Raw genomic sequence first — 18,116 nt, forward strand, 5'->3', positions numbered from 1 at the left:
CTACTTCCGAACCTGGAACGTATGTTCGGCGGCCGGGAAACGACCGGCTCGCACGTCCTCGGCATAGCTTTCCACCGCGCTCGACACCATCGGGCTAAGCTCGGCGAACCGCTTCACGAATTTCGGCTTGAAGTCGTTGAAGAGGCCGAGCATGTCATCGGAGACGAGCACCTGCCCGTCACAGGCCGGCGACGCCCCGATGCCGATCGTCGGAACACTGACGGATGCGGTAATTTCGCGCGCAAGCGGCTCGACGGTGCCTTCGATCACGATCGCAAAAGCGCCAGCCTGTGCGACCGCCTGGGCATCGCGCCGGATCTTGTCGGCCTCTTCGTCCGAGTGGCCGAGGGAGCGGAAGCCGCCCGATGTGTTGACGAGTTGCGGCATCAAACCGACATGTCCAAAGACGGGGATGCCGCGCGCCACCAGGAATTCGATGGTCTCCGCCATTTCCTCGCCGCCTTCGAGCTTGACGCCGTCGCAGCCGGTTTCCTGCATCAGCCTAACCGCACTGCGGAAGGCCTGTTCCTTTGATTCCTGGTAGCTCCCGAACGGCAGATCGACAATGACGCATGCATGCTGAACGCCGCGCATGACGGCACGCCCATGCGCGGCCATCATGTCGAGCGTAACGCCGACGGTCGTCTCCATTCCGTAGAGAACCATGCCGACGGAGTCGCCCACCAGCAGCAGGTCACAATGCGGATCGAGCAGCTTGGCGATCGGCGTCGTGTAGGCTGTCAGGCAGACGACCCGTGCCTTGCTCTTCATCTTGCGGATAGAGCTGGTGTTCAGCCGCTTCTGATTACCATGCGCACTCATCAGGCAGCCCTCGTCTGGTTCGTGGCGCCGATGACGCGGTTGTCGAGGAGACGCGTATTGCCGATGCGAACGAAAAGCGCGACGAGCACCGGTTCGGCCTGCAAACTGGTCAACGGCGCCAGCGTCACAGGATCGCGGACAGCAACGACTTCAGGGACCGCTAGCGGTTCGCCGCCGATGAACTGCGTCAACGCTGCTTCGAGGCTCGCCGGATCGTCGCAACCCTCTCGGTAAAGCCGCTCCGCTTCCTCCAGAGCCCGGGGAACGATCACGGCCGCGGCGCGCTCCTGCGGGCTGAGATAGACGTTGCGTGAGGAACAGGCCAATCCGTCGGGCTCGCGAACGGTCGGAACAGGAACAACACGAACCGGCTGCGCCAGATCGTCGACCATCCGCCGGATCAGGGCCACCTGCTGGTAGTCCTTCTCGCCGAAATAGGCGGCATCCGGCTGCACGAGGTTGAAGAGCTTCGTAACGACAGTCGCGACACCGGCAAAGTGCCCCGGTCGTACTGCCCCTTCCAGCTCCCGGCCCAATTCGGGAACATCCACCACCGTCTTCATCGGATGCGGATACATTTCAGAGACAGGCGGCGCAAACAGTACGTCGACGCCTGCCGCATCGAGAAGCGCGCTGTCGCGCTCGAGATCGCGCGGATAGCGCGCAAGATCCTCGTTTGCGCCGAACTGCAGCGGATTGACGAAGATCGACACAACAGTCACGTCATTCTGCGCCTTGGCCTGTGAAACCAGCGTCATGTGCCCGACGTGCAGAAAGCCCATGGTCGGCACGAAGCCGATGGTCTTGCCATCGCGTCGAAAATTGCCAAGGCAGTCGCGCAATTCGGCGACGGTCTCGATAAGGCGCATGTCTCATCTCCTCCAGTTCCGGCATCAGACCGGAAGGCGGCGGATAGAACTCGATTTGAGCAAAAGCGTCAACGCGAGCAGCGCCATTATATCGATTAAGCAGGCAAAGCGGCATAGACTCTTTTCAGATCGTCGTTAAACCTGCGCGTCGATGCTTCATCAGGTAGTCCCGATCATCGTTATCGGTGCGTAGATCTCGATAATCTGCAACGGAACGTCCGCCTGCGCCTGGCTTCCGAAGACTTTTGTGGGATCGACGGGTTCGTCATTTTCGGCCGGGAAGAACTGTCCCCATGGATCTTCGAGCCACGTCTGGATATCGGCCTGCTGCAGGTTCGCACGCCCGGATCGAATGGTGAGAATTCTGCCGATAAGCGCCTGTCCCGCAAGATCTCGACCGGCTTGAAGCGCAAACGGCTGCAAGCCGACGGCTTTCTTATTGCCGTCGTAGCCTTCAGGAGAGTGAAACAGTCCGACAAATATCTCGTCCGGTTCTCCCGACACGCTCGTGATGCTTTTCGTCACCAGCAGCAAATTGAAAAGCCCCTGGTTTTCGCACCCCCTGACGCGCTCCGAAAACAGTCCATTCGTGCCGAGCCAGCCCCATTGCGTACCGCCTGCGCTCAACAGCAGATGCTTGGTGTCGTCAGAATCTACCCGCATCGCGAGGCCTGCAAGCGAGACTCGGCTCGACCGCACAAGCGCTGCCATGTTCGGCATGAACTGCGCCCAGCGCCCTTCCGTCGGTTCCGATATCTGAAGCGATCGGCTCACCCTTATTTCCCCGGCGCGGGCTCCCTCCACCGTCCGCGTGAGATTGACAGTCAGTTCTGTCGTCGCAGGATCGGCATCCGCCAACTCGTCGGGCTGCAGCGCCTCAAACCATTTGGTTTGCCAGGCAAGCATCCAATGCCCGCCCGAGGGCTTGACCAACAGGAAGATGTCGAACCAGGCGTAGGATGCTGCTCCGCCCTCGCGCTCGATCTCCGAAACTCGGCGGACGGCGACAACGCGGAGATCGAATACCGGGACTGAAAGCGCGAACATCTTGTTCGCAGCACCGTCGATCGTGAGGCTGCACTTGCCGCCCGCCCATGTGGCAGCGACGGAAAATGCCCTGCTGATCTGTTTCGTCCCGTCTTTCTGCCGGCGAGAAAGGTTTCCGGCGCAGGTGAACGTCGCCGTTGCCGTCTTTTTCTCCGGCACGGCATCGTGTTGGGTGATCGAAATCTGGGGCGATATGCACTTTGCCGGCGTCAATAACACGTCCTGCCAGTAGCCTTCCGTTGCCTCGGCAAGCACGAGCCGGCGGAATGAGAGCTTGGCCATCCACCAGGCATCCGGATCTTCATGGGTAAACTCCGGTGGGCTGATGACGAACGAGCTGTTGAGAAACAATCCGGTTGCGGTTCCGGTGTCGAAGCTGTGGCCGAGCGGCCCCGCGACGGTCAGCGGCGCGACGTTTCGCAACTCGTCATGGCTCCTCGGCGTTTTCTTTTCCGCTGGCGATGCTGAACTCAGACCATAGGCTCGAACCAGAGGATCCGGCCCCATCTCGACCGCACTCGCGCTGATCGAAGCACCGTTCTCGCGGAACTTGGTCCGCTGTGCGATGTCGACACCGCCGAGCATCCAATCGCCCAGCCCAGAATGCTCGAACCAAGCCCCGTCGACCACTGCCAGGACCCCGGCAACCGGAGATGCCTCATCACCTTCCGCCAGAGCGCGCGTCAAGGGAAGAACCGCCCTGACAGCCGGCGGCAGCAGCTCTCTCGTGCTGCGGGCCGGACGAAGCATTCGGTACCACGGCGTCGACCACCCGCTGGCGCTTTCCCAACGCGCCTTGACCGGCAGCACCGGCGCGCCAACCGCACGATAGGCGGCTGCGTAGCGCGAATGCGCCGTGGCGGCAAAGCGCAGATATCGCGTGCTCTCGCGGCGACCTGTCGAGTTGAGCGTGATCCGGATTGGAAGTGTTTTTGCGGTCGACGATCCGATCGTTTCGATAATGGGCACGGCCGTCGGAGTATCGTCCAACGTTTCGCCCAGCCGTTCGGCAAATCCGGCAACATCCCAGAGAAAAGGGTATTCGCTCGGCGACGGCGGAGCTGCCCGCTTGCTTATGTCACCGTCGTACGGGTCGGCTGGCGGCGCCGGTGGAAAACCATTGAAGGTTGCTTCCTTCTTGAACGGGAACGGCGGTACTGGCCGCCCTGTCCAGCGCCAGGCCTGCGCCCCGACGGCAATTGAACCGATTGCATCCATTTTCGCAGACGTTGACCGTGTGAAATCCAGTCGGAAGTCACCCTCCCGCTCATCTGGCGAGCCGCCACCGCTCACGATGCTCCCGGAAATCCGTTGCGCGATCTCAGCTGGCTCCGGCAGATGCCTGGAAGCCGCCTCAACGGCAAACTCATGCAGACTGAACAAACGGTAGTGCCGTCCGTCGGTCGGATCGACGACATCAACATCGCCGACCGATGCTTCCCGGACAACCTTGTCGAAGCGGCGCTCACCGGCTGGATCGACCTTACCGGAAAACCGTTCCGTCCTGACCGCCGCGAAGAGCTGCACCACAACGACATCACCCGATGCGACCGCGACTGTTCTGCTGCCACTGTCGAAAGCGGTTCCAGCGTTCCGCTGGACGATACAAGTCAGGTTGATCGATGGTCGGCTGGCAAAGGGATCCTGAGCAGTCGTATCCGCATCCCAGTTCCAGCCCCACGGTACGAATACCGGCGCAAAGGATGCGCTAGAATTGGCCACAAGCGCTCCATCCCGTCGCACGCGCCGCACTGAAATCGCGAGCGCATCCACGGCGGGATCCTGAATGACAAGTTCCTTCCTGATCTCTTCAGACCTGGCCTTGAGGGCACCGGTGTCGGCCCGCCGCCGTTGTTGCTCCAACTCGTGGAGCTCGGCTGTCAACGCGGCATGCCGCGTTCGGACGGCCTTTCGGAAATCCCGCAACTTGAGCTTCTCGGCGCTATTCTGACCAAGCAAGGCCTCGTCAAGCGCAATCCAGCGGTCGAAGTCCTCGATAGGCGTGACCGGCGGCCCGATCGTGAGCGTCAGTTTCCCCGCGGTCTCGTTGAACGGATCGCCATCGTCGTTCGAAAGCAGGAGAGCAGTCTTCATCTTCAGCGGTCGGCTCCCAGTCGAAGTCGATGTGTTCCATGGCTCGACGGCAATCGTCGGCACCGAAATCTCTTCCGCGATCGGCTTCACATCCTTTCCAGGCAGTAAGGGATGAAATGCTCCTCCACCCGCTGCGACAGGATCGACGCGGAGCGATCCAATCCCGGTTCGTCGCAGATAGGTAAAGCGCCGGATCGCTTCAGGCGGCGGCGAAAAATGCTCCTCGCCGAGCTTCGACGGATCGAGCAGGGCAGGAAAATCGTTGTTTCGGATCTCGATCGGTAGACCGCCCTGATTGGAGATACCGAAGGGAGCGACCTCGTAGGTCCCGCCGTAGGCCAGAAACGGCAGCAGCGTTTCAGCCGGCGGCTTTTCCTGCACGCGCGGCTGCACCTGGCGGATGATGCGTGGCAGCGGCGCTTCACCCGAAGGCTGGTCGTCGGGCTTCATGGCTCCCACCGAGTCACCAATCACCGGCCTGTTCTCATAAGGAAGGATTGCCTGCGGAGCGCGTCCGACATAGCCGATCGGCAGTGCCGAAAGCACCGTCGGCGGAGCGTTCTTGAACTCCAGCGACTTAGGTCCCGCACCATAGCCGGCGTCAGGATTGATCTCCGCAAATCCCGCCGTCAGACAGCGCCAGTCCTCGGCGGGGGTCGAGCGGCGCATCATCATCCCGTACCCAGCCATATCGTCGTTCAGGTCGGTCGTGCTTTGCGCCGCCACGACAAGACGATCGACCTGAAGCATCACGGGATGTGCATCCGCCGCCAGACTGCCCGATAGCAACGTGTCACCATCGGTATCGACTGCCGGCTGCGGGAACCAATCACCCCTCTGCGCTCTGAGTATGGCGTCGATCCCGGTTGCGATCACCTCCCGCGCGCCGGCTGGAAGCTTGCCGATCCGGCCATGATCTGCCTCGTATCGAGCCTCCAGCGCGGCCATTCCGCTGGCGTCGCTCTCGCAGAGTGTCCCGAAAAGGCTCGATATAACGGAGGCTCTAATGCTTCCGCGGTCCCCATCACTGTCGGCTCCGCAGAGAATATCCACGTCGGTCTGATCCGGCGCTCCCGCGTTTCGCCAAATCCCCTCTGGATCGGTCCATGCAAGGTCGATGTTGGAAGCCTTCAATATCCTGACAACGTTGAAACCCTGTTCAAAAAGAGAACCAAAGGCCTTCTCTGTGGCAGAGAGCCACGGTCGCAAACTCTCCTGCGCGGAAACAGCATCTCGCCAGAGGGCAATCTGGATCGCCGCCGCGTTGGCCGCCGTGATTGCTCCGTCGACGACCTTGCGCAGCAACGCCGGGTCAAACGCCCCCGGTTGATTGACGTTGTCAACCGTGGCGCCGGCCAGCGCCCTTGCAAACTCGACCCCATCCTTCGGCATGCCCAAAGCCGGTCCCAACACCGAAGCGAGAATATCGAACCACCGGCCAAGCTGAGCCGCCTGATCGGGCGTCTTCAGACGAAAAGCGTTGCGGAAGATACGATCCGCATTGGCCACCGCGGTCGCAAGTGCCTCCGTATCCTTCAGGCGCACATTATGCGGCACCTCCTCATTGACCTGCCCGATGATTGCCGCATGCGCAGGCGACCCGTTCGGCCCGGTCACCAGCTTCGTATCCCCCACATGCGGTGGATCCAATGCGATGCAGCCCGGGCCTATGATATCGCGAAGCGCTATCAGGACGGCCTCCGACAGAAGCGCGGCACCTTTTCGCTTGTCGCCGCCGGAAATGGCGTGGGCGATCGGCGCATCCTGCGTGGCCGCGTCGCTTTCGATCGCGCCGACGAGCAACTCCGCCAGGCTAAATGCCTCCGACAATTTTGCGCGCAGTCTCGCCATGGCATCATCGAAAGCCACGCCTTTTCTCGGATCCGACGCGTCGCCGGTATGGGTTCTGCGCACCCAGAACGTATCGCGATCCAGAAAGCTGGTATCGCTGCTCCCGGATGACCGTGGATCCGCGGCACGGCAGATCGCCTCGATTGGCAAGCCGTTGAAGGTCGTCGCGTAGGGTATCGTCGCGACGACACCAGCCGGCGTGGTCTCCCAGACAATCTTCGAGGGATCACTGACATCTGGCTCGAAGACCGTGCTGCTTTTGCGCGGCTTCAGGCGAGGAGCGGCAACCAGCAAAGTGCGCTCGCCCGGCTGAACGTTAGGCAGGCTGCGCAGGCGGGTGAACCGGACCAGATTAAGGCGCCCGTGGGGAATCGGGGCCGCCATCGAGGCGAGGCCAGCCAAAAAGGCCTCGTATCGAAACAGCGTCTTGCCGTCGTCAATCTCGTCGAGCCGCTTGCGATGGTTGCTATCGTCCAACCCCGCGAGCACGAAGGGAAGCGGATCTGAAAAGCTATTCGTGCGATCCGGTCCGGCGAGATCGCGCAGGGCTGTGTAGAGAAGCCAGCGCCAGCTTTGATCGCCGAGCTCGAAATTCGATTTTCCGGTCTCGTTGCTCGCGGGGAGCAACAATTCCTGCTCGTCCGAGGCGACGACGTTTCCGCTCGGAAGGCCGACCGATGTGGCGGTCGCGCAGAAGGACGAAAAGCCGAGTTCACCACCAATCCACGGGAAAAGCGGGCCGGCATCCTCTCCCAGGATATCGAGGTAGTCATCGAGCCCTTGGTCCGGCGATGAGGGAAGCGGCGTAGCACCCGCGCGCTTGAAAAGGTCGATTTTTGCTGGATCGTCCCCGGGAGACAGGCGAAGGCCGGCGCCGGACAGGCGGACCCCGAAGATATTCTGGCCGCCGCCCGGCGCTGCGACGAGATCACATAGAAGAACGATTTTCATGGAACCCTCACGCGAAGTTGTCGAGATGGTCGCCGGAGGCGGCCGCGGCGTTTTTCTGAGCGCCGGAGAGGTAGTAGGTGATCGCTTGGCGAACCTTGATCTCGCAGCACCAGCAGATTTTGAAGCTGACCTCCAGGGTGCCCCGAGCCACCGCGCTGCCATCGTCGCGGTACACCAGTTCCAGAAGCATGGAGAGGCCGATATTGAAGCGCCCGAGGATCACGACACCGCCGCGAACCAGGAAGATGACGGCAATCGAAAAGTTCTTGCCGCCGGATCCGTCCGTCTCGAACTCCGCATAGGCGCCGAGCATCGCATAGACGAAGCCGCTGCACGGTCCGAAGGCGAAATCCATGCCGACGCCGGCGGTGAGACCGATCGACACGGCGCTCGAGAGCTTTCCGCTGGTCGGAAAATACCGTGCCCGCGCCTCGAACCATCCCCCGCCGAGGAAGACCCAAACGCGCAACACGAAGGGTTCGCTCTTGCGCCCAAGCGCCATGCTGGTCGCCAGGGCGAATTCACCCGCCCTGCCCCCGTCTTTCTTCGATGTCACCAATTCAAATGAGGTGGCGAAGCGCATGCCGGTTGCCGAGAAGGCGCCAAACGACAGCGGGGGTAGCGGCAGTTCGATACGCGCCGAAATACCGGCCGGAACTCCGTTCTCCTCCAGCATTTCGAGGAAGAATCCCGAGTTTGGGTCGCTGAATGACTTGATGAGGTCAGACAGAAACTTGATCGAATTATCGAGCCGCACCCGGCGCGGATCGATGTCGACATCGAGGCCTTTGCCGTCCTCAAAGAAGATACGCGTCTCTTCAAGCGTGACGAGCGGATGGCCGCTGAAGGCCAGCTCCCAATCGCCCGTAATCTCTGCCTTCGTGGTCCGCTTGGAAAGTCCCTGCGGGTCGATTGCGAAATCGGCAAGTGCCGCGAACGTGCCTGAGACCATCGACAAATTGAGTGGACCGAATTCGAATATTTCGGATCGATCCCCAAGCGATGTGCTAGCCTCGGCTTTCGCCCAACCGCTCAGACTGGCCTTGTCGAAACCGTGGCTGACCTTGATCTTGTCACTGGCGAACGCCGGCAGGTGGAAGTTCTTGAACAAGCCGTCCAGCTTGAGGCCCGCGAGATCGGGAAAGATCTGGCTGAAATCGAAGTTCTCCAATCCCTTCGGCGTGAAACGGTCGAGAATTTCGTCAGTCGGCAAGCGAATGCCCAACGCCTTCAGGTCGTCGTCGAGCCGGTTCATCAGCGCGACGACAGGCGACGTGCGGATCGCATCACGCGCGTCATCGAAGAAATAGGCAATGCGATCCCGATTGAAACTCAGATTTGGAAGGATCGGGGAAGCCCCTGCGGCCCGCACAAGCGCCAGCGTGTCGCTGGGGTTCTGGAAGGAAGGCGCATTCGAGAGCCGCTTATATCCTTCCTCCAACGCGCGGATATTCTCTGCGACGGATGGCGGGATTTGCTGTCGCAAGCCGTTGGCGATAGCCTTCGCCCCGTCTTCAAGTTTCTCCGCCGCCTCCTTGATCGCCCCGCCGTCCCGCCGAATCACGGAGATCCCGGCATCGATCGCCTGAATGAGGCCGACCTCCAGCCCGGTGATCGTCGTCGTCGCAGCGACAGCAGCCCCGTCGATCACATCGCCGATGGCCTTCTCTTCGTCGGCCATCGACCGGCCGACGCCATCGAGCAAACCGCCGAGGTCGTTCATTGTGCTCTTCGTTGCTGCCGAGATCGCAGGCTTCAACGCAACGGCTTGGTCCGTCAGCTTCCGAAGCTCGCTCTGGACATGGCTGCGAAGATCATCCGCCGGCTTCCGGCATATTTCGTAAAGCACCACCAGCCAGTCTCGACAAACATCATCGAGGCCGGTCGTGAATGCCCCGAGACTCGCGGCGGCTTGCTGTCGATAACCGTCCACGGGAGTATTCAGCGCCGTCATGGCGCTCCCGGCGGCCTCGATGACATGGACAGCTTGACGGAGCGCCTCCCCGACCGCGGCGCGCACACCGCTCAGGTTCGCCTCAGCCTTCTGCACCTCGGAGAAAGCAGTGGAATGGACCTCGTCGAGGGCTGCTCGCAACGCGCCCAGCAACACGCTCAACGAAACATGGTCCGGTCCAACCGGGAAGATCTTCTCGTTCATCAAGACCGGCGGAAGACCGCGCCGCGCGTTGTCCAGAACGCCTTCGATGATGCCCATCGTGCGGCGATGAAATGCATCATACGCAGACAGAACCTGCCCGGCATCCGGCAGCGATGCGACGGTTCCTTCAACGTCGGCGGCCGCATCCGCAACGGTGCGCGCCGCATCCGACATCCCCCGAAGCAACTCGGCCACGCCGCGATCGAGTTGCTCGAAGCCGGCCGAAAGTCGATTGATCCCGGTCAGCAGTTGCGACCGTGGCAAAGCAAGCGCCTGTTCGATCTGTCGGGCGACATTCTCGGCATTGTTCGGCGTCGTGCCCTCGAAAAGATATGGATCCGCCTGCAGTTCGCCCAGCGCCTTGATCAATGCATCCAGCCGGAGGCTTACCGTTTCCTCGATGGCTTTCGTCTCCTTGCTTTGAAAGCTCACGGCCTCGTCGGTCCATTTCGATCGAGCGGCATCCAAGGCTGCCTTCGCCTCGGAAGCCGCCTCGCCGATCGTCTGTCGTGCGGCAGCGGCCCGCTGGCGGACCTCGCCTTTCAACGCGTCAAGCCGGGCGATGGCAGCCTCAACCGGATCGCCCGCCGCCGACGCGCTCCACAAGCCGGCGACGATACCTCGGGCAGTCGAGATGGCCTCGTTGAGCCGCGCTTCCAGGACCCGCGCATCATCGGCCATCGTCTGTAGATGCGCTCTCAACGCGATCGCCTGAGCAGGCCCGCCACCGGCTCCGGTCGGCTTCGATCGCATCATCGAGACGGTTTCGACCACGGCACCAATCGGCTCACCCGAGGCTCTTGCGGCGATCAGATTCGTCGGCGCGCTGCCGCTATCGACGTCGAACGTGCCGCGATCGAACATCGGATCGCGCATACGCTCATCCGGCTGCCGCCCGTCGGGATCTGCCCGGTCGATGACCGGCCGCCCTGTCGGTGAAGGCGCTGGCGCGTTGACAAAATCCACATCCGCGACCGGCAGCCACTGATCGGGAAGATCGCCATCCTCCTCTCGTACCGAGGTAAAGAAGACGAGTTGGCTCGGATCGCTAAGGCGCGAAAGAACGGCCGCTGACGCGCCCGTATTCGCGCTCGACAGCCGAAGCCGGATATCCGGCTTGGGAAAGAGATTCCGGTCCGCATCGCTCCTCCAGAGGGGCACAATCCAGCCGGCCTCGATATCGCGGCCCCAGCTGCTTTTCACTGGGATACGGCGGGTGCGAAACAGACAGGCTTCGACGAAACCCCGTGCCTTCTGTCCGCCGCTCTTTTCGGGATAAGCGCGATCCGGCTCCAGAAGCTCCACATACTCCTGAACTTTGCGTACGACGGGACGACCAAGATGCTGCCCGTCCTGCTCCTCGGCAAACTGATCCGGCGGCAAGACCGTCCGCTCGTAGACGATGACGTGCTTTGCGATATTCCAGAACACACCGATGCGACCGATCCGCTCCAGCGTGTAGGTATCAGTTCGTCCAACAACGGTGTTGGAGACGATCCGCGTCTTCCCATTCGCAAAGAAGGCGCGCATGAAGCCCGAGCCGCCAAGCGCGGTGAAACTCGGCTCGATGATCTGCCCGCGTGTGCTCGCCGGCTTTCTCATCACCTCCTGAAAGATGGTCTTCGACTCGAAGCCGCGCGTGGCTCCGCCCCCCAGATTGTTGGATTGGCTTTGCGGATCCCAAGGATCGGGATCGACTTCGGCATTGGCCCGGAGTTCGAAGGCGACCTTGTCATCCACCGACAACGGGCCCTCGGTTCCTTCACGATAGATCCCGAACTGAGCGAGGCGCGTTTCGTAGACCTTCGAAAAGCCGGCCGCGAGGTCACGCTGGCGATCATAAAGCTCCGCTTCCACGAGCGGCTGCCGGTTCGTACCGGTCGGAGAACGGACTATCCCCTTCGGCCGCGCCGGAAGCGGCGTGCGCAGCCCCCCGATGCGCGCGCCGATCTCCGCTAGCCGCAGGCCTGACGATGTCAACCGGCTCGCAAGACCATAGAGGAACTCGAACCTGGCGGTCGCCATCCCCGCGCCTGGAGCCCGGTCGCCGGCAGAACCGAGAACCCGGCGCAGGTTCCACGGCGCCTCCGCATATTGCTGCTTGAAATACGAGGACTGCAGCGACAGGCGCGAAAGCGTCCCCAGACGGTAATCGACGGTAATCTCAGCGCCCGTGGGCGAGATCGGTGGCCACGGAACGCCCTTCTCGAAGGCTTCCCCTGTCGCCTGGGGCGGGAAGGACAGGTTGAAGCCAGCCGTTACGCCGGCGATCTCCCATTTGCCGCCGCCGAACTCCGAGGTTTCCCAGTTCGCGATCTCACCGTCGCTGTCTTCGGATTGCGCGAGATCGAGCCCGAATGTGGGGACGTTGGCCATTGCTACGGTCAATGGCTCGGCGTCGATGACGATCGTCCGATCTCCAGATTTCACCTCACCCGTCGAAGTGTCCTTGCTGAGTGGCTTTCGACGCAGCGCAAGCGCCAGGCGACGATTGCTGCCGGTTGCCGTCACTTCCTCTCCGGTCAGGAAAAAGGGCGTCCGTAGCGATTCCTTTTCTGAGGCTGCCTTCTGTCGATCGACCAGCACCAGCGGCACATCGCGTGACAAGTTGTTCGCTATCCGCTTTTCGCGCGCGACCTTTGAAAACTCCGGATCCGAGGTGTCCGCATCACGGCGCCTGAGCGGCTCGAGCACCGCGTCGAACGCGCGCCCGCTATCCGGCGGCGCATCCTGCGCGCCCGGGCGGACGTCAGCCAGATCGAACCGGTCGATACGAGCGACAATTCTCGGGATTGCTTCGCCGGGATAAGGAAGCCGCGCACGTCCCGCCTTCCCTTTTGGATCGCGCTTAGCGGTCGCATAATGCGGCAGCGCCGGGTCCGCGGGATCAAACGTCACCGCAAGAGCCATCTCCAGGGGACCGGCCTGCGCTTCGGCATGGCCTGGCACGTCCAAATCCAGCGCTCCGAATCGGAGGGAGGAGGACGGTTCCTTGCCCGCATCGGCTTCAGCAACGATCTCGACCTTGATTTCCGGTATGCTCGACGATGCAGGCGAAGTGTCGAACCAGCAGAAGGTGTCTTTTATCGCTTCACGCTCGATGCGGACCTTTACCCGGCGGCGAACGGGCAGACCATCATGCGTGACCAGGCCTGGAAAGACCGCATCGGCAATGAAAACAGCAGCCGCCTGCGTGGGGCGAACGGCAGCCAGGACGATATCGCCGACATCATCGCTACGAGCGTCGGGCTGCACCATGTCGAACAGCGCATCGAACTCTCCGCTCTCTCCCTTGGAGTTGCCGATATTCTGCAGCAAGGGGACGAAAGACGTTTCACGAGCATCGTCGACTGTTCTGAGTGCCGAAAGATAGGGTTGTGCGACGCGCTCGTTCCAGAGATCGGCAAACAGGTGCGGTGACAGCGATGTCATCGCGACGTAGGAATGGAGAGCGCTATCTACCTTCTTGGGATCGTCGAGGTCCGGCTGATTGAATACGTCGGGTATCAGGTGGAAATCGACCGGTTTTGCGATCTCGACCGCAACGCGGGAAGCATTGCGGCTGTCGACAACGATATTCACCGAACCAGGTCCGGCGCCTGTCGGCTCGACCTGCACCCGACCGCCGAATGTCAAAAAGTCGTTGTCGCCGTCGGGGCCTTTCCGGCGTATTCCGACGGGCCTGAGACCAATGGCGCGCGGTTGCTTGTATTTGCCGTCCGTCTTGAAAGGAATCTGCTTCACATCCTTGAAGGCGACGCCCGCGGTCCGACCAAGCATTCGCGCCAGCAACGGGTAGGCATCGGGCGAAATCGCAACCGGCGCATTTGTTGCGAATACGGCGCGTTCGAACCTGTCGGAGGGTGAAGGATTGGAAAGCTGCTTCAGCGAAAAATAGCCGCTGATATCGGCGTCATCGCCGGGGAAGGCGTCCCCTGCATAGGCAGACGCGTAATTTGTGAAGACGTTGAGCGAGCCATCCGCATTGAACATGCCAGTCTGCGACAGTGTCCATCTCAACACACACGAAAGGCCGGGACCACTGGGTAACCTGGCCGTCTGAAACGACCTCAGCATCGCGAGGGCGATCTGCTGCTTGTCGGCATAATAGTGAAATCGACCGCCGGGCGTGCGAAGACTGAACCGCAACTTCGTTTCGTCGCCGTCGAAGAGTTCGATGTAGTGAAAGGTGCTGTCGGCACCGAGGACATTGTCGAACACCAGTTTGTTTTTGGCATCCAGCCCGAATTGCATCCGGCTGCGCTGACCATCTGCGCCGATGGCATATAGGTGGCCTGCCAGCCGCGCGATGACGCCTGCCATATCGATACCCTCATCGATGGAGTGGAACACCTCGCCTCGCGAGGCCGTTTCAGAAATCAGTACGGAGCAAGCTCTCGCCTGAACGAACCCGCGTCAGGAACCGAGGAACCATTGAAACGGCTCGTCACCAAAGGTCTTCCCGAACCCTGGGAGCAGGATTTCGCCGTCACCAGTGCTGTTGCCCTCAACATAACCCTTGAGAAGCATGACCTTGGTGTCACTCTTGTCGTAGAGCCTCATGTTGTTGGAGTTTCCGGGACTGCCGAGTATCCAGTTTTCCCACTGTCCGCTGCTCTCCAGCAAGGCTGAGGTCGGATCGGCTTCCAAGACCTTCCAATCGCCCTTTGTGACGAGCGTGCCGCCAGCGATCGTCAGGACAATATGCTTACGCGGCCTCACCAAGCGCAATGTTGGCATAGCAATACCCCCTCCGAGCCAGCTGCTTTGCAGAACAATAAGATAATTCATGGTGGGTCATTCAAAATTACAACATGATAATCGACGGATTATCTCGCCATTCGATTCGCTAAATTGCTATAATCCAAAATACTACTTAATACATCTATCGGTTTCCCGACACATACATCAATTACGCCTAGGATCGGATAATTTATACATCATAATTACCACCAGAGCCGCGACAAAGCAACACTAAAAATTGCATCATCAAACAGATACAACCAAACACTCGTCACCTCGATCAACTTCGGTGGAGACAGCATTCCGCAATGCATTCTTTTGTCCAAACTCTGCCCCAGTGATGGTAGAAGAAGGGAAATCATACCACGGCGCGCCTCACGGGCGCCGGCGCGATATCCGGCAAAAGCGGAGAGATAGTGACCAATCCCTACGAGATTCTCGGCGTTCGGCGCGACGCAAGCGATGATCAGATCAAGGCCGCTTATCGGCGGCGCGCCAAGGCGACGCACCCCGATTCCGGCGGCGATCCGGCCGCGTTTGGCAGGGTGCAAAAAGCATACGAACTTCTGCTGGATCCGGTGCGCCGGAAGGTGTTCGACGACACAGGCTATGATGTCGAGCTGGCAGATCCGGTTGACCTCCAAGCACTGATCGTCATCGAAAAGCTGGTCAACGAACTCACTCTGGACGAGCGTGAGCCCGGCTCGTTCGACCCATTGGCCAGGATGCGTTCCGATCTGTCGGAAGAAATGCGCAAGGCGAGATTCAGCAAGCGCGAACTCGAACGTCATGCCGCCCGTATCGAGCACCATCTCGAGCGTCTCGACAAGAGGCCGACGACCGATATTCTCGGCTCGATGCTGAGAGCGCGGATCAAGGCGATCACAACAGCCGTCAGCGAGACCGAAGCCAAGATCAAGGCCAGCGAACGGGCCTGTGAAATGCTTTACGACTACAGTTATGAGATCGACGCCCACGAAGGCGAGGATCCTTTGGTTGCAGGCGAGGAAGCGGTGGCTACACTTGCACCCAAGCGGGAAGAGCGCCCGCTCTGGGTGGTGCCGGCAGCCGCCGCGCAGGAAGGCTAGGCGCCCGGCCGGTCAAGCCGCGCGCTGCTCAGTTCCCTGGATCGCCGCGAGTTTCCATTCATTGCCGGGCTTGCGCACGAACGTCCATACCTCGGTCGTCTCCGTCGGCGTCCGGTTGTCGCCGCTGACGACGCGACCGCTTGTGCGCTCGACGAGCGCGTCCACCGATGAATATCGCATCGCAAGCGTGGCGTAGTCGGACCCGTCTTCGCGCCAGGCTTCGGCAATATCGCCCTGCAGAAGCTTGACGTCGGTGACCTGATTGCGAACGCCGTTGGTGGCATTCTCTCCCAGTTCTTCCGCGAGGTAGGACATCGCTTCCGGCGTCGTGAGGCGCCGCAGCGTCGGATAGTCCTCCGAACCATAAGCTGTCTGCACTTCGGTCAACAGGCCCTCGAAGCGATCAAGATCGTTCTGCTTGATTCCGATCTCGTCACTCGGGCCCGAGTTCGCCTGGGTCTGACCATAGCCCGCTCCTGAACCGATGGATGGGATGGTGAACGACGATCCGGCACTCGGCTTTGTGTTATAGGACGGCGCGGAGGCGGCCGAACCGTAGGACGGCTGGCGTCGATTGGCGAAATAGCGCATCGCGAAGGAACCCGCGATCGCGATCAGTGCGATCTGAAGCAGCATCCCGAGGAAGCCGAAGCCGCCGCCGAAACCGTGTCCCAGCAGCATACCGAGCAGGCCGCCGGCGACCAGACCGCCAATCATCGAGCGCCCGAAACCGCCGCCGAAAAAGCCGCCGGGACGCTGGGCGGTTGCCGGCTGTTGCGTGCCGTAAGGTGCGTTCGTCTGCTGCCCGGGCGTCATCGAACGCTCGATCGGGGCAGCGGGAGACGGTGCCGTTCGGGTCACGGGAGGCGCCTGAAATGTGCGCGTTCCGCGGCTTCCAAACCCGGAACCGCCAGCACGTCGCGCGTCAGCCTCTCCAATCGAGGCGAACACCGTAGCGCCCGTCAAGACGGCGATCGCCGCAATCTTGGCAAAACGCGAAACAACAGCAGGCATCTCAAATTCTCCTTCCGGTGGAAACAGCAGTCCCGCCCTATATAGGTAGGATTTTTGCCGTTTGAAGCAGAAAGCGAGTTTTGCTTATTGGCAGACGTCCACCCAGGTTGCGTTGGTGAGTTCGGCCAGCCGTTCGGTCGCGATACGCACCGCCGAATTGGTGGATCCTGCCGCGGGTACGACGACATCGAAACGGCGCAACGACACATCGCAATAAACAGGTAAAGGCGTCGGCAGCCCGAAGGGGCAAACGCCGCCCACCGGATGGCTGGTCACCGCGACGACTTCCTCGGCCTGGAGCATGCGTCCTTTCGCGCCAAAGGCGTCCTTGAACTTCCGGTTATCGAGCCGCGCAAGACCGCCCGCAACGACGAGGATCGGTTCATCGCCGACCCTCAGGCAAATGGTCTTGGCGATCTGCGAGGGATCAACCCCGTGCGCCTCAGCGGCAAGCGCTACGGTCGACGAACTTTCGAAGGTTTCGATGATCTCGATATCGGGGGCGTTTGCGCTGAAGAAAGCGCGGACTGTTTCAAGGCTCATGGCAAAGGATCGCAAAATCGTTGAAGGGAAATCTTATTCGGCCGATTGCATGGATTGCAAGCGCCTGTCAGTCTCGATCAGCCGCACACCGTTTTCCCGACAGAGATCCTGGATGGAATCGATCTCGCAATGATCGGTGATGAAGGTATTCACCTGCGACAGTTGCGCGATCCTGACCGGGGCGGTGCGCTCGAATTTGGTCGAGTCCGCGACGAGGATGACATGGCGTGCATTGGCGATGATGGCCTGAGCCACCTTCACCTCGCGAAAGTCATAGTCGAGCAGCGCGCCGTCCTGGTCGATCGCTGACGCACCGATCACGGCATAGTCGACCTTGAACTGACGAATGAAATCGACGGCGGCCTCGCCAACGATACCGCCATCGGACGCACGAACCACGCCGCCCGCGATCACCACCTCCATCGAGGGGAGAAGCCGCAGCCGGTTGGCGACGTTGATATTGTTGGTGATGACCATCAGTTCGCGGTGATTGATCAGCGCCTCGCCGACCGCCTCCGTCGTGGTGCCGATGTTGATGAACAGCGAAGCGTTGTTCGGGATGAGAGCCGCGGCAGCCAGGCCGATCGACTGCTTCTCGTCAGCGGCGATCTGCCGGCGTGCCTCGTACTTCACATTCTCGGTACCGCTCGGAAACAGCGCCCCGCCGTGAACACGCGTCAGCACCTGCGCGTCGCAGAGGTCGTTCAGATCCTTTCGGATGGTTTGCGGCGTGACCGAAAAATGAGCCGCCAAGTCTTCGACGAAAACGCGTCCGCTTGCCTTGGCCATATCGACGATTTCGGTTTGGCGATCGCTGAGGAACATTTCCAACAGCCCTTTCCGGTCTTGCGTGCCCCTGTTCGGGAGACATGCATATCAGAGGCTGCAAGTGCTAGCAAAGCCGGTCATTTCCGTGAGGTGGTAGCCGCAGCCAGA

The 18,116-nt window shown here is 61.0% G+C and carries 9 protein-coding genes; 1 reads left to right on the forward strand and 8 read right to left on the reverse strand.

The window, feature by feature from the left end:
- From panB to ASE04_RS21405, 5 genes are all read right to left on the reverse strand, one after another.
- Positions 1-822, reverse strand: coding sequence for a 3-methyl-2-oxobutanoate hydroxymethyltransferase (gene panB / locus ASE04_RS21385; RefSeq protein ID WP_056821688.1), 822 nt, complete (start codon positions 820-822; stop codon positions 1-3).
- Entirely contained in the window at positions 822-1,691 is an 870-nt protein-coding gene (gene panC, locus ASE04_RS21390) for a pantoate--beta-alanine ligase (protein WP_056821689.1), read from the reverse strand. The genes panB and panC overlap by 1 nt, the downstream gene beginning before the upstream one ends.
- 159 nt (positions 1,692-1,850) lie before the next feature.
- Positions 1,851-7,634, reverse strand: a complete 5,784-nt coding sequence (locus tag ASE04_RS21395) for a hypothetical protein (RefSeq protein ID WP_056821692.1) — start codon at positions 7,632-7,634, stop codon at positions 1,851-1,853.
- Between the two features lie 7 nt (positions 7,635-7,641).
- A complete protein-coding gene (locus ASE04_RS21400; RefSeq protein ID WP_056821695.1) occupies positions 7,642-14,115 on the reverse strand; it encodes a hypothetical protein in 6,474 nt (2,157 codons plus the stop codon).
- A gap of 93 nt (positions 14,116-14,208) precedes the next feature.
- The gene (locus tag ASE04_RS21405) at positions 14,209-14,532 is read right to left on the reverse strand and encodes a hypothetical protein (RefSeq protein ID WP_056821697.1); all 324 of its coding nucleotides are present in this window, start codon (positions 14,530-14,532) and stop codon (positions 14,209-14,211) included.
- A gap of 419 nt (positions 14,533-14,951) precedes the next feature.
- On the opposite strand from ASE04_RS21405, the gene ASE04_RS21410 reads away from it, so the two are divergent.
- Entirely contained in the window at positions 14,952-15,623 is a 672-nt protein-coding gene (locus ASE04_RS21410; protein ID WP_056821699.1) for a J domain-containing protein, read from the forward strand.
- 12 nt (positions 15,624-15,635) lie between these two features.
- Here the strand turns inward: ASE04_RS21410 and ASE04_RS21415 are convergent, their stop codons facing one another.
- From ASE04_RS21415 to ASE04_RS21425, 3 genes are all read right to left on the reverse strand, one after another.
- Positions 15,636-16,637, reverse strand: coding sequence for a Tim44 domain-containing protein (locus ASE04_RS21415; RefSeq protein WP_056821701.1), 1,002 nt, complete (start codon positions 16,635-16,637; stop codon positions 15,636-15,638).
- Between the two features lie 84 nt (positions 16,638-16,721).
- Entirely contained in the window at positions 16,722-17,180 is a 459-nt protein-coding gene (locus ASE04_RS21420) for a YbaK/EbsC family protein (RefSeq protein ID WP_056821703.1), read from the reverse strand.
- A gap of 33 nt (positions 17,181-17,213) precedes the next feature.
- Positions 17,214-18,005, reverse strand: a complete 792-nt coding sequence (locus ASE04_RS21425; RefSeq protein ID WP_056821704.1) for a DeoR/GlpR family DNA-binding transcription regulator — start codon at positions 18,003-18,005, stop codon at positions 17,214-17,216.
- Between the last annotated feature and the right edge of the window lie 111 nt (positions 18,006-18,116).

The sequence above is a fragment of the Rhizobium sp. Root708 genome, from assembly GCF_001429725.1.
Classification (GTDB): Bacteria; Pseudomonadota; Alphaproteobacteria; order Rhizobiales; family Rhizobiaceae; genus Rhizobium.

What these genes read in the sequence shown, in the direction of transcription:
- panB (WP_056821688.1), bottom strand. Translation starts at nt 822, where the DNA reads ATGAGTGCGCATGGTAATCAGAAGCGGCTGAACACCAGCTCTATCCGC.
- panC (WP_056821689.1), bottom strand. Translation starts at nt 1,691, where the DNA reads ATGCGCCTTATCGAGACCGTCGCCGAATTGCGCGACTGCCTTGGCAAT.
- ASE04_RS21395 (WP_056821692.1), bottom strand. Translation starts at nt 7,634, where the DNA reads ATGAAAATCGTTCTTCTATGTGATCTCGTCGCAGCGCCGGGCGGCGGC.
- ASE04_RS21400 (WP_056821695.1), bottom strand. Translation starts at nt 14,115, where the DNA reads ATGGCAGGCGTCATCGCGCGGCTGGCAGGCCACCTATATGCCATCGGC.
- ASE04_RS21405 (WP_056821697.1), bottom strand. Translation starts at nt 14,532, where the DNA reads ATGCCAACATTGCGCTTGGTGAGGCCGCGTAAGCATATTGTCCTGACG.
- ASE04_RS21415 (WP_056821701.1), bottom strand. Translation starts at nt 16,637, where the DNA reads ATGCCTGCTGTTGTTTCGCGTTTTGCCAAGATTGCGGCGATCGCCGTC.
- ASE04_RS21420 (WP_056821703.1), bottom strand. Translation starts at nt 17,180, where the DNA reads ATGAGCCTTGAAACAGTCCGCGCTTTCTTCAGCGCAAACGCCCCCGAT.
- ASE04_RS21425 (WP_056821704.1), bottom strand. Translation starts at nt 18,005, where the DNA reads ATGTTCCTCAGCGATCGCCAAACCGAAATCGTCGATATGGCCAAGGCA.